Raw genomic sequence first — 13,206 nt, forward strand, 5'->3', positions numbered from 1 at the left:
GCCAAAGACCAAGACCAACAACAAGGACTGACCCGATGTCCGGCCCCAACGCCAGCCTGATGGTCCCCGGCCTGCGCCGGAACATGGTGACGATCTGCGCCATGACCGCGACCATCATGCAGGCGCTGGACACCACCATCGCCAATGTCGCCCTGCCCTACATGCAGGGCACGCTGTCGGCCTCGCAGGACCAGATCAACTGGGTGCTGACCTCCTATATCGTCGCCGCCGCGATCATGACGGCGCCGGTGGGCTGGATTGCCAATCGCTTCGGCCGCAAGCGCATCTTCATCATCTGCTCGGCCGGCTTCACCATGGCATCGGTGCTGTGCGGCCTCGCGCAGGACATCAACCAGATGGTGCTGTTCCGCCTGCTGCAGGGCGTGTTCGGTGCCGCGCTGGTGCCGCTGTCGCAGTCGGTGATGCTCGATCATTACACGCTCCAGGAACGCGCCAAGGCGATGTCGATCTGGGGCATGGGCGTGATGATGGGTCCGATCATGGGTCCGTCATTGGGCGCGTGGCTGACCGAGACCTATTCCTGGCACTGGGTGTTCTTCGTCAACCTGCCGTTCGGCGCCATCACCGTGCTCGGGCTGATCATCTTCATGGACGAGACCAGGAAGGACCTCAGCCTCAAATTCGACTGGTTCGGCTTCGCCGCACTGGCGATCGCGATCGGCGCGCTGCAGCTCGCGCTCGATCGCGGCGAGCAATTGGGCTGGCTCGAATCCAATGAGATCGTCGCGGAATTCATCGTCTCGGCGGTCGCCTTCTATTTCTTCCTCGCGCACTCCTTCACGACCTCGACGCCGTTCATCCGCTTTGCGCTGTTTCGGGACCGCAACTTCGTCACCGGCTGCGTGTTCATGATCGTGATGGGGCTCGTGCTGTTCTCGACCATGGCGCTGGCCTCGCCCTACATGCAGAATGTGATCGGCTATCCCATCATCACCGCCGGCCTGCTGCTCGCGACCCGCGGCATCGGCACCTTCTTCGCCATGATGCTGGTCGGCCGCATGATGCGCTATTTCGAGGCGCGCACGCTCATCATCTCCGGCCTGACGCTGACGGCCGGCTCGCTGTTCCAGATGACCGGCTGGACCGACCTGACCCAGGTGCCGGAGATCGTCACCGTCAGCGTCATCCAGGGTTTCGGCTTCGGCCTCGTCTTCGTACCGCTCTCGACAGTGGCGTTCCTGACGCTGTCGAACGAGCTGCGCACCGACGGCACCGCGATGCTGACCCTGATGCGCAACGTCGCGAGCTCGGTCGGCATTTCCGTCGTCATCGCCGAGCTGTCGCAGGGCACGCGGCGGACCTATGCGATCCTCTCCGAGCACGTCAACCCGTTCAACCACGCGCTGCAGATGCCCAGCGTCAGCGGCCTGATCAACCTGTCCACCGACGCCGGCCGCGCCATGGCCGACCGGATGGTCAGCGTGCAGGCGCAGATCATCGCCTTCGCACACGACTACCAGCTTGTGATGGTCTTCATCCTCTGCACCATCCCGCTCGCTTTGCTGATCGGCTCCACCAAGGCCACGCTGCGCAAGCAGGCGGCGGGGCCGGAGCATGCGGTGATGGAGTAGCCTCGGGTCGGCGATCTCGTGTACCGGGCGCGGTGCAGCGCGTAGCGATGCGCCGCAGAACCGGGACCCATTCTGCTATCGGATCTGGGCCCCGGCTCAGCAGCGCACCACTACGTGCTGCGCTGCGTCCGGGGCACGAGAGATCATCCCAACAACTCCTCGCAGCCTAAATCATCCACTGCCGCAAACACCCGCTCCAGATTGTTCCACCAGATCAGCGGCGGGATGTTCATGCTCCACTGCCAGACCGGCCGCGTGATCTGCCAGAGCACCGCCCAGCGGTAGTCGCGATCGAGCGCGCCGCGCGTGTAGCCGGTGATGCCGCTCCCGATCAGCGTGTCATGGTAGAGATTGAGCAGCGGCCGTTCGAGCGCCTGCCGGCGTTCCGGATACCAATGCATGGCCATCATATAAGCGAGGTCGTGGGTCGGAACGTTGATGCTCCAAAGATCGAAATCGAAGATGCGCACGGTGTCGGCGACGCCCGCGCGCGGCAGCAGGAAATTCCAGACATGAGCATCGCCATGGGTGATGCTGAGGTGACGGCGTGAATGGTAGCGCTGGGACAGCCGGTCCGACTGATCGATGAGGCGACGGTAGAGGGTACGCCGCTCCTCGCTGAGGCGATCACCGAGAAGATCGGCAAAGCGGTCATAGTGCCCCGCAAACGTCTCCATACGTTGCGCACTGTCCTTCGTGCTCGCCCAGGTACCGACGCTGTCGCCGAGGCTCGGATGGTCCCACCAGGCTGCATGCCAGCGTGCGAGCGTGGTGACGATGGCGATCGTCTGCTCGCGCGACGGCGGCACCGGCCAAGCCATCCCGATTTCGTGGCTATCGGTGAGGTCCTCGAGCAGCAGGTGCCAGGTGGGGCCGTCCTCGTCGAAATGCCCGTCAAAGCAGCGCGGCACGAGTCCCGGCGGCATCTTCGGCGCGAGCTGGGTGTAGTAGTCCACCTCGCGCCGGCCGCCATTGGCGAGGCTCTCGGCGAAGGCGGAGTTGGGAGTCTTCAGAATCAGCGACTGTGGGGCGCCGGCGGATTCCCCGACATAGCGCAGCCCGAGCCTGACGATATGTGACACGACGGTGTCGCGCTGGTGCAGCACCTTCACTTCGCGCACGGCGCCGGCGTCGAGCACGCCGCCCCTGCGTAGCGCGGCCGTCAGTCGGGCGGGCTCAACGACCGCCGGCAATTGTGGAGATGTCATGAACCACGATGCCCCTGTCCCGCGCCATACTGCACGATCACACGCCCGGGCACCAGCGGCCGAGCTGCCGCGGGGCTCAGGCTGCCGCGGTCGAGTCGCGCACGGTCCGCACGACGACCGACCGCAGCTGCTCGAGATTGGCCGCCATCCCGGCGATCGCCTGCCTCACGTCCGCGGCGCGCTCGTTGACCGAGGCGGCATCGCGGCTGACATTGCCGATCTTGGCCGAGACCTCCTTCGCCGCAGAGGCCGATTCGGAAATCGACCGCGCGATCTCCCGCGTCGCGGCATCCTGCTCTTCCATCGCGGCGGCGACCGAGGTCGCCACGCCGTCGATCTCGACGATGTGGCCCCCCATGGCCTCGACGGCGTCGACGGCGGCCTGCGTCGAGGTCTGGATCTCGGCAATCAGCCGCCCGATCTCCTCGGTGGATTTGGCGGTCTGGTCGGACAGGGATTTCACCTCGGCGGCAACCACCGCGAAGCCGCGGCCGGCTTCGCCGGCGCGCGCCGCCTCGATCGTCGCGTTGAGCGCGAGGAGGTTGGTCTGGCCCGCGATGCCGCCGATGAGGTCGGAGACCTCGGCGATCTTCTTCACCGATCCGGCCAGCGCCTGAATGGTCGAGCGCGCCTGCTCGCGGCCGGCAACCGCCGATTTGGTGACGGTGCTGGTCCGCGCGACCTGGCTTGCGATCTCGCGGATCGAGGCGCTCAGTTCTTCGGCCGCGGCCGAGACGGCTTGCGAGCTGCCGAGGGCCTGCGTGGAGGCCGCCGCGACTGCCTGCGACTGCGCAGAAAGCGACTTTGCGATCTCCGACAGTCCGGAGGCGGCCCGCTCGACGCCTTGCGTCGCAGAGGTTGCGGTATCGACCGAGCGGCCGGTCTCGCGCTCGACCGTTTCGGCCATCTGGTGCAGGGCGGAGCGCTTGGCAAGCGCCGCCTCCTGCTCCTGTCGCAACTGTTCCTCGCGCAGACGGGAATTCTCGACCGCCGCCTGCTTGAACACCAGAAGCGCACCCGCCATCGAGCCGACCTCGTCCTGCCGGTGCGCGAAGGGAATGTCGGCGGTGAGATCGCCGGTGGCGAGCTTCTGCATCGTGTCGGTCATGCGCACGATCGGACGCACCACGCCGAGGGCAACACCGAGCAGGCCCGCGGCAACGAAGGCGAGGACGGCGGCGGAGACGCCCAGGAGGATATAGAGCATGGAGCTGTCGCGGTCTGCGGCCAGCTTCTCCATGGCGGCATTCTGCTTGTTGGCGCTCTCGACGATGCTGTCGATGACGGCGCGATGCGTGGTATAGGCCTCCTTGAGTTGCGCGTAGGCGCGCTCGGAAGCCGCCGCGTCCTTGGCCTTGAGGGCCGGCAGGAGCTGTTCGGACGCCTTCCAGAATTTCTGCACCTCGGCATCGGACTTCGACACCAGCGCGGTCTTCAGATCTGGCGAGAGGCTGGAGGAGACCCAGAACGCCTTGCGCTCGTCGTAATCCTTGCGGAGCTGGACCAGGCGTTCGCCATGGGCCGCCAGCTGGTCCGGCTCACGCATGGCCAGCGTCGCCTCGAGGTAGGCCTCAATGACATATTCCGGCGGCGGCAGGATATCGGCGATCAGGTCGTTGCCGAGCTTGATGTCGGAATAGAGCGGGCCGCCGACCTTGAGCTCCTTCAAGGCGTACAGGCTGGTCGAAACCACGGCGGCAAAACCAATGGCGAGAACGATGCCGAACGCGACGATCGCAGAGGACAAGGACAGACGAAATTTCATGAAACAATCCGGGTCGGCGTCGAAACTGCCTCCACCCTAGACGAATACGGTAAATACGGGATTGCTTCGCGCCGGAATTGTATCGCGCGAGCTCCGCATAACTACGGGAATTGGCCGTCAAGCCTTCGGTATTGAGTCAGCGAGGCTGACGCACAAACGCCGAAGAGAACGTTTGAGACTGATGGGCAACGCAGCGCCGGCTTCGATGCGCCGAATGAGATGTGCGTGCCGAGGAGCAGGCCTCCCCGGCACGCCTTGCCTTCACACGTCGAAGAACACCGTCTCGTCGTCGCCCTGGAGCCGCAGGTCGAGCCGGTAGACCGGCTTGCCGGCCTCGCGCACCGCGGTCAGCGTGGCGCGGCGGTCGGCCGGCACCAGCGCCAGCACGGGATCGGCGGAGTTCCCAGCCTCGTCGCTGAAATAGATCCGGGTGTAGAGATGCCGCAGCATGCCGCGGCCGAACACCGCAAGCAGGATATGGGGCGCCTGCGGCTTGCCGTCGGGATCCGGCACCGCGCCCGGCTTGATTGTCTCGAAGGCGTAGTTGCCGTCCTTGTCGGTGCCGCAGCGGGCAAAGCCGCGGAAGCTCGCATTCGGCAGCGCACGCTTGTCCTGCGGGTCGGCGAAACGTCCCTGCGCATCCGCCTGCCAGATCTCCAGCATGCAATCCGGCACGGCAACGCCGGCACCGTCGAACACGCGGCCCTCGATGCGGATGCGGTCGCCCGTGACGTCGGGGGTCAGCGTCGAGCTGGTGAACGCGTCGTTCCACGCATAGTCGCCGGTCGGCGTCAGTCCGTATTTGAAGAACGGACCGACCGTCTGCGAGGGGGTGATCCCGTCGGGCTTCACAGAATCCTGCACGTTAGTGGTTCTCCATGGGGGTAGCGTTCTTGCCGCGCAGCACGATATCGAAGCGGTAGCACAGCGCCCATTCGGGCTTTGTGTTCTCGAGATCGAACGAGGAGACCATCCGCGCCCGCGCCTTCTCGTCCGGAACCGAATTGAAGATCGGGTCGAACGGAAACAAGGGATCGTTCGGGAAATACATCTGCGTCACGAGGCGCGTGACGAAGGAATAGCCGAACACCGAGAGATGGATGTGCGCGGGGCGCCAGGCGTTGTGGTGATTGCCCCAGGGGTAGGCGCCGGGCTTGATGGTGACGAAGCGATAATAGCCGGAAGCATCGCTCACGGTGCGGCCCGCACCGGTGAAATTCGGATCGAGCGGCGCCGGATGCTGATCGCGGACGTGGACATAGCGGCCGCAGGAATTGGCCTGCCAGATCTCGACGAGCGAGTTCGGCACGCCGCGGCCGTCCTCGTCCCGCACATGGCCATGCACGATGATGCGCTCGCCGATCGGCTCGCCAGCATGCTGGGTGGTGAGATCGTTGTCGCCCTCGCGCACGGTCTCGTGGCCATAGACCGGGCCGGTCAGTTCCGACAGCGTGTGACGCATCGGGATCAAGGGCTTGTTCGGCGCGCGCTTGATCGAGCTCTTGTAGTCGGGCGACAGCGGCAGCGGATGCGCCTTGTTGCTGTCGACAGGATAGATAAATGTCATGGCGAACTCCTCCCCGGCCATTGTGGTCCGGCCGGTCAACGCTTCCGCCAATCATTATAGGATATAACTAATTTGGGGAAGCGGGTTTGGCAGCCTTCCTGCGCCCCGTCGGGCGCCGCTATTTGATCGGCGGGCGCGGCAGCACGGCCTCGCCGGGCTCGAGCCGGTAGGTGTGATCCAGCGAATACCAGGGCGTAGCGACGTCGGGCGCGGTCGGATGCGGCGTATCGTGGCGCCGGAACTTGCCGATCAGCGCCTGCGTCACCCCGAACTGCACGTCACTGTCGATATGCGGATCGGCGGGGTCGTAGACCTGCGAGATCAGCACCTTAAAACCGGGCTTGAAGATCAGGGCGTGCAGATGCGCGGGTCGATAGGGATGCCGGCCCTGCGCCTCGAGCAGGCGGCCGACCACGCCGTCCGTCGGAATGGGATAGCCGACCATCATCACCGAGCGGAAGGCGAAGCGTCCATCCCGGTCGGTTGTGAACTTGCCGCGCAGGTTCATGTCGGCCTGATCGGGGTCCTGGTTCTCATAGAGGCCAACCGGCGAAGCGTGCCAGACATCGACCTCGGCACCCGCGACGGGCTGGCCGCCCTTGTCGACGACACGGCCGCTGACGAACAGCGCGGCCCCCGGTGTCTCCGAGCGCACGATCGATCCGCCATTCTCGACCCGGGGCGAATTCAACCGCCAGAACGGCCCGAGCAATGATTGATCGGTCTCCGTATTACCCTGATCGCCGTTGTTGAGCAGGCACACCAGCGAGGAGACGCCGAGCGACCCCGCCATCAGCACGACTTCGTTATGCGTGTCGGTGGTCAGCTTGCCGAGCTCGGCCACGATCGCCGTGGCGTCGCGGAATTCCTTCTCGGTCAGCCTGACATCGCGGACGAAGGCGTGCAAATGCTCGACGAGAGAGACCATGATCTGGCGCAGCCGCGGATCGGATGTCCGCGCCATCACCGCCAGTGCCGCGGCCGTGACGTCCTGCTCGCGCTCGATGATCATGGGCTATTTTCTCCCTGTCTCTCCCCGCAAGCGGGGAGAGGGAGAGGAAAGACCGTCAGTTCAGCTTCTCGATCGCGACCGCGACGCCCTGGCCGACGCCGACGCACATGGTGGCGAGGGCGAGCTTGCCGCCGCGCTTCTCCATGCCGTGCACGGCGGTGAGCGCGAGGCGGGCGCCGCTCATGCCGAGCGGATGGCCGAGCGCAATGGCGCCGCCATGCGGATTGACGAAATCCGCATCGTCGGCGACGCCGAGCTGGCGCATGCAGGCGATGCCTTGCGAGGCGAAGGCTTCATTCAGCTCGATCAGGTCGAAATCGCTGATCTTCTTGCCGAGCCGCTCCATCAGCTTGCGGGTCGCCGGAACGGGACCAATGCCCATGATCCGCGGCGGCACGCCGGCCGAGGCGAGGCCGAGGATGCGGGCGCGGGGCGTCAGGCCGTGCTTCTTCACCGCAGCTTCCGAGGCCAGGATCATGGCGGCGGCGCCGTCATTGACGCCGGAGGCGTTGCCGGCGGTGACGGTGCCGGGATTGCGCACGATCGGCTTCAGCTTGGCGAGACCTTCCAGCGTGGTCTCGGGACGCGGATGCTCGTCCTTGTCGACCGTGATCGGACCGGCCTTGCCGCCAGGGATGGTGATCGGGATGATCTCCTCGGCGAAATAGCCGGCCGCGATCGCCGCACCGGCGCGCTGCTGCGAGCGGATGGCAAAGGCGTCCTGGTCGGCGCGCGAAACCTGGAATTCCTCAGCGACATTTTCGCCGGTCTCGGGCATGGCGTCGACGCCGTACTGCGCCTTCAGCAGCGGATTGATGAAGCGCCAGCCGATGGTGGTGTCGAAGATTTCGGCCGAGCGCGAGAAGGCCTCCTGGGCCTTGCCCATCACGAACGGCGCGCGGGTCATCGACTCGACACCGCCGGCGATCGCAAGCTCGATCTCGCCGGAGCGAATGGCGCGGCCCGCGGCGCCGACTGCATCGAGGCCCGAGGCGCAGAGCCGGTTCAGGGTCTGCCCGGGAACCGAATCCGGAAGACCCGCCAGCAGCAGCGCCATGCGCGCGACATTGCGGTTGTCCTCGCCGGCCTGGTTGGCGCAACCGAAGAAGACCTCGTCGACCTGCGCCCAGTCGAGACCAGGGTGCTTGGCCATCAGCGCCTTGATCGGGGCTGCGGCGAGATCGTCGGCGCGCACCTTGGCGAGCGAGCCGCCGAAACGGCCGATCGGGGTCCGCACGGCATCGCAGATAAAGACGTCACGCATCGTTGTTCTCCCTGAATGCGGCGATCCGGCCAAATTCTTCAATGTCGGCGGAGTTTTAGGGGGGCGCCCACGGCAGGTCAATTGACGGTTTCGCGGGGCAGCCGTCATTCCGGGGCGCGCCATTTGGCGCGAGCCCGGAATGACAGCGGAAAATGTGGCAGCCGCTTCCGCCACGCGGACAACGTGGAAAACCTTCCCTTCCCGGCCAAACCGATAGGAGCAGGTGCCGAAATTTTGTAGGTTGCGCCGCCCATGACGATGCAACAGCCGATACCTGTCCCGCCGCCCGACGAAGCCCCCGCCCAACCAGCGGAAGCCGCTACGCGCGTCACGCCGATGATGGAACAGTACCTCGAGATCAAGGCTGCGCATCGGGGCTTGCTGCTGTTCTACCGGATGGGCGACTTCTACGAGCTGTTCTTCGAGGACGCCGAGATCGCCTCCAGAACGCTCGGGATCGTCCTGACCAAGCGCGGCAAGCATCAGGGCGCCGACATCCCGATGTGCGGCGTGCCGGTCGAGCGCTCAGAGGATTATCTGCATCGTCTCATCAGTGCCGGCCACCGCGTCGCCGTCTGCGAGCAGACCGAGGATCCGGCGGCGGCGAAAGCGCGCGGCAACAAGAGCGTGGTGCGCCGCGGCGTGGTGCGGCTGGTCACGCCGGGCACGCTGACCGAGGACACGCTGCTCGATGCGCGTGCCAACAATTATCTGCTGGCGATCGCGCGGGCACGTTCGTCTACCGGCGGCGACCGCTTCGGTCTCGCCTGGATCGACATCTCGACCGCCGAATTCATGGTCACCGAAGTTTCGGGCGGCGAGCTCGCCGCGACGCTGGCGCGCATCAACCCGAACGAGGCCATCGTCACCGACGCGCTCTACAATGACAGCGAGCTCGGACAGACCTTGCGCGAGCTGCCGGCGGTGACCCCGCTGACCCGCGACGTCTTCGACGGCGCCACTGCCGAGAAGCGGCTGTGCGACTACTTTGCGGTCGCGACCATGGACGGGCTCTCCCAGCTCACCCGCTTGGAGGCCACCGCTGCGGCCGCCGCCGTCACCTATGTCGACCGCACCCAGGTCGGCAAGCATCCGCCGCTGTCGCCGCCCGCGCGCGAGGCCTCGGGCGCGACCATGGCGATCGATCCGGCCACCCGCGCCAATCTCGAGCTGACGCGGACACTGGCCGGCGAACGCCGCGGCTCGCTGCTCGACGCGATCGACTGCACTGTCACCTCTGCGGGTTCGCGCCTGCTGGCGCAGCGTCTGGCGGCACCGCTGACCGATGCACCGGCGATCGCCCGCCGGCTCGACGCGGTCAGCGCCTTCGTTGCCGATTCCGCGGCGCGCGAGGACATCCGCAGCATCCTGCGCGGCGCGCCCGACATGTCGCGCGCTTTGGCGCGGCTCTCGGTCGGCCGCGGCGGACCGCGCGACCTCGCCGGCATCCGCGACGGCATCATCGCTGCCGACCAGGTGCTGACGCGGCTCGGCGAAATGGATCGGCCGCCGCAGGAGATCGCGGCGGTGATGGCGGCGCTGCAAAGGCCGTCGCGCGAGCTCGCATCCGAATTCGCCGGCGCGCTCGACGAGCAGCTGCCGCTGATCAAGCGCGACGGCGGTTTCGTTCGCCAGGGCTACGAGCCCGCACTCGACGAGGCACGAAACCTGCGCGATGCCTCGCGCCTCGTGGTCGCCTCGATGCAGGCGCGCTACGCCGACACGACCTCCGTCAAGGGCCTCAAGATCCGCCACAACAACGTGCTCGGCTATTTCGTCGAGGTCACCGCGCAGCACGGCGACAAGCTGATGTCGCCGCCGCTGAACGCGACCTTCATCCATCGCCAGACGCTGGCAGGACAGGTGCGCTTCACCACCTCCGAGCTCGGCGAGATCGAGGCCAAGATCGCCAATGCCGGCGACCGTGCGCTGGGCCTCGAGCTCGAGATCTTCGAGCGGCTCTGCGCCAAGGCGCTCGAGATCAGCGACGATCTGCGCGCCGCCGCGCAGGGCTTTGCGCTGCTCGACGTCGCGACGTCGCTGGCAAAACTGGCGGTCGACGAGAACTATGTGCGGCCCGAGGTGGATGGCTCGCTCAGCTTCGCGATCGAAGCCGGCCGCCATCCCGTGGTGGAGCAGGCCCTCAAGCGCAACGGCGAGCCGTTCATCGCCAATGCCTGCGATCTCTCACCTAGCCCCGCACAAAAATCCGGCCAGCTCTGGCTGCTCACCGGTCCCAACATGGCGGGCAAATCGACCTTCCTGCGCCAGAACGCGCTGATTGCCTTGATGGCTCAGATCGGCAGCTTCGTGCCGGCCACGCGTGCGCGGATCGGCATCGTCGACCGCCTGTTCTCGCGCGTCGGCGCGGCCGACGATCTCGCCCGCGGCCGCTCCACCTTCATGGTGGAGATGGTCGAGACCGCGGCTATCCTCAATCAGGCCGGCGAGCGCTCGCTCGTGATCCTCGACGAGATCGGCCGCGGCACCGCGACCTTCGACGGCCTCTCGATTGCCTGGGCCGCGATCGAGCATTTGCACGAGAGCAACCGCTGCCGCACATTGTTCGCGACGCACTATCACGAGCTGACCGCACTCTCGGCAAAACTGCCGCGCATGTTCAACGCCACGGTGCGCGTGAAGGAGTGGCAGGGGAACGTCGTGTTCCTGCACGAGGTGCTGCCGGGCTCGGCCGACCGCTCCTACGGCATCCAGGTCGCAAAACTCGCGGGCCTGCCGCCGGCGGTGATCACGCGCGCCAAATCCGTGCTCTCCAAGCTGGAGGCGCAGGACCGCGGCCAGACCGCGCGAGCCCTCGTGGACGATCTGCCGCTGTTCGCAGTCCCCTCCCGCGCCGCCGCGGAAGCCGCGCCGCCAACCGAGGCCGAGCTGTTGATGGAAGCCGTGAAGGCGCTGCACCCCGACGAGATGTCGCCGCGCGAAGCGCTCGATGCGCTCTATGCGTTGAAGGCCAAGCTGCCGAAGCAGTGACGGTGCCGTAGGGTGGGCAAAGCGTAGCGTGCCCACCATGCAAATGCGAATTCGCGGAAGGATGGTGGGCACGGCGCGCGAAGTGCGCGCCTTTGCCCACCCTACGATTCTGCCTACGCCCCCGCCGCGATCGCCGCGGCTTCCGCGGCCGCGCGCTGCATGCTGGTCGACATCTCGTTCGTCACCGTGCTCTGCTCCTCGATCGCAGCGGCGGTCGAGGTGACGTACTCGCTGACATTGTTGATCGCCTGCTTGATCGAGCTGAGCGCGCTGACGACGTCGCCGGAGATACCGTTGAGGCTGCCGATCTCCTGGCCGATCTTGTCGGTCGCCTGCTTGGCCTGGTTGGCGAGGCTCTTCACTTCGGAGGCGACCACCGCGAAGCCGCGGCCGGCCTCACCGGCGCGGGCGGATTCGATCGTGGCGTTGAGCGCGAGCAGGTTGATCTGTCCGGTGATGCTGTTGATCATCTCGACGATGCCGCTCATCGCCTGCGCGGCCTCGGTGAGGCGCTGCGCCTGGGCGTCGGCGGCGGCGACCTGATCGACCGCGCTCATCGCGGTCTCGCGCGATTTGGTCATCGCCTCGGAAATCTCCCGCACCGAGGCGTTCAGCTCCTCGGAGCCGGCGGCGACCGATTCCATCATGCCGCGGACGCGCTCGTTGCCCATGCGGACCAGCACCTGCCGCGTGGTGTCGGTGGCATATTTCACGACCTTGAACGGTTTGCCGTTGAGGTCGAGGATCGGATTGTAGGAGGCCTGGATGTAGACCTCCTTGCCGCCCTTGCCGATGCGCTTGTACTCGGCCGCCTGGTACTGGCCGCGGTTGAGCGCGGCCCAGAACTCGCGATAGGCGACGCCGTCGCGCTCGGCGGCGTCGACGAACATGCTGTGATGCCTGCCCTTGATCTCGGCCAGCGAATAGCCGAGCGCGGCGAGGAAGTTGGCGTTCGCGGTGATGATCGTGCCGTCCATGCTGAACTCGATCACGGCCTGGGCCTTGTCGATCGCCGCGATCTGACCGGCGAGATCGGCGTTCTTCAGCTTCTCCGCGGTGATTTCGGTTGCGAACTTGACGACGCCGAACGGCTTGCCCTTCTCGTCGAGCAGCGGATTGTAAGAGGCGAGGATCCAGACCTCGCGGCCACCCTTGCCGATGCGCTTGAACTCGCCGGCCTGGTATTCGCCGCGGTTGAGCGCGGCCCAGAATTCACGATAGGAGGCGCCGTCACGGCCGGCGGCGTCGACGAACATGCTGTGATGCTTGCCCTCGATCTCGGCCAGCGAGTAGCCGAGCGCCTTGCAAAAATTCTCGTTGGCGGTAACGACGGTGCCGTCGAGCTTGAACTCGATGACCGCCTGGGCGCGGCCGATGGCGGAGACCTTGGAGGCCTCCGTCATGGCGTGGATCTTCTTCGCGGTGATATCGGTCGCGACCTTCACGACCTTGACGGGCTTGCCGGCATCATCGAGCACCGGATTGTACGACGCCTCGATCCAGACCTCGCGGCCGCCCTTGCCGATCCGCTTGAATTCGGCCGCTCGGGGCTCGCCTCGATTGAGCTGCGCCCAGAACGCCTGATACTCGGCACTATCACGCTGATCGGCCGGCATGAACATGGCGTGCTTCTTCCCCTTGATCTCGTCGAGGGTGTAGCCGAGCGCGTTGAGGAAGTTGTGGTTGGCCGTCAGGATCGTGCCATCCATCGCGAATTCGATCATGGCTTGCGAACGACCAATGGCCGCGAGCATTGCGTCGGCATCACCGCGGGACTTGCGACCAAACATCAGGAAATCTCCATCTC

At 66.1% G+C, this 13,206-nt stretch carries 9 protein-coding genes; 2 read left to right on the plus strand and 7 right to left on the minus strand.

Going from position 1 to position 13,206, the window contains the following annotated elements; translation table 11 throughout:
- The first annotated feature begins 35 nt into the window (after nucleotides 1–35).
- Nucleotides 36–1,592, plus strand: a complete 1,557-nt coding sequence (locus tag JQ566_RS13305) for an MDR family MFS transporter (protein WP_212372685.1) — start codon at nucleotides 36–38, stop codon at nucleotides 1,590–1,592.
- A 143-nt stretch (nucleotides 1,593–1,735) separates the two neighbouring features.
- On the opposite strand, the gene JQ566_RS13310 is transcribed toward JQ566_RS13305, so the two are convergent.
- The 6 genes from JQ566_RS13310 to pcaF all read right to left on the minus strand — a co-directional run bounded on the left by JQ566_RS13310 (nucleotide 1,736) and on the right by pcaF (nucleotide 8,408).
- Nucleotides 1,736–2,800 carry a phosphotransferase gene (locus tag JQ566_RS13310; RefSeq protein ID WP_212372686.1) on the minus strand — a complete coding sequence of 355 codons (1,065 nt, stop codon included), beginning with the start codon at nucleotides 2,798–2,800 and terminating at the stop codon, nucleotides 1,736–1,738.
- Between the two features lie 76 nt (nucleotides 2,801–2,876).
- On the minus strand, nucleotides 2,877–4,565 hold the full coding sequence (locus JQ566_RS13315) for a methyl-accepting chemotaxis protein (RefSeq protein ID WP_212372687.1): 1,689 nt from the start codon (nucleotides 4,563–4,565) through the stop codon (nucleotides 2,877–2,879).
- 261 nt (nucleotides 4,566–4,826) lie between these two features.
- Nucleotides 4,827–5,429 (minus strand): protocatechuate 3,4-dioxygenase subunit alpha, encoded by a 603-nt coding sequence (gene pcaG / locus JQ566_RS13320; protein WP_212372688.1) that lies wholly within the window; start codon nucleotides 5,427–5,429, stop codon nucleotides 4,827–4,829.
- Between the two features lies 1 nt (nucleotide 5,430).
- Complete coding sequence (gene pcaH, locus JQ566_RS13325; RefSeq protein ID WP_212372689.1) at nucleotides 5,431–6,132, minus strand: protocatechuate 3,4-dioxygenase subunit beta; 702 nt, start codon at nucleotides 6,130–6,132, stop codon at nucleotides 5,431–5,433.
- Nucleotides 6,133–6,250: 118 nt separating this feature from the next.
- Entirely contained in the window at nucleotides 6,251–7,144 is an 894-nt protein-coding gene (locus JQ566_RS13330) for a dioxygenase family protein (protein ID WP_212372690.1), read from the minus strand.
- Nucleotides 7,145–7,199: 55 nt separating this feature from the next.
- Nucleotides 7,200–8,408, minus strand: coding sequence for a 3-oxoadipyl-CoA thiolase (gene pcaF, locus JQ566_RS13335; protein ID WP_212372691.1), 1,209 nt, complete (start codon nucleotides 8,406–8,408; stop codon nucleotides 7,200–7,202).
- A 252-nt stretch (nucleotides 8,409–8,660) separates the two neighbouring features.
- Here pcaF and mutS point away from each other — a divergent pair, with 252 nt between their 5' ends.
- A complete protein-coding gene (gene mutS / locus JQ566_RS13340) occupies nucleotides 8,661–11,399 on the plus strand; it encodes a DNA mismatch repair protein MutS (protein WP_212372692.1) in 2,739 nt (912 codons plus the stop codon).
- A 113-nt stretch (nucleotides 11,400–11,512) separates the two neighbouring features.
- Here mutS and JQ566_RS13345 read toward each other — a convergent pair whose 3' ends face one another.
- Nucleotides 11,513–13,189: a methyl-accepting chemotaxis protein gene (locus JQ566_RS13345; protein WP_212372693.1), complete on the minus strand. Its 1,677-nt coding sequence runs from the start codon at nucleotides 13,187–13,189 to the stop codon at nucleotides 11,513–11,515.
- Between the last annotated feature and the right edge of the window lie 17 nt (nucleotides 13,190–13,206).

The sequence above is a fragment of the Bradyrhizobium sp. SZCCT0231 genome, from assembly GCF_018130245.1.
Taxonomy (GTDB): domain Bacteria; phylum Pseudomonadota; class Alphaproteobacteria; order Rhizobiales; family Xanthobacteraceae; genus Bradyrhizobium; species Bradyrhizobium japonicum_F.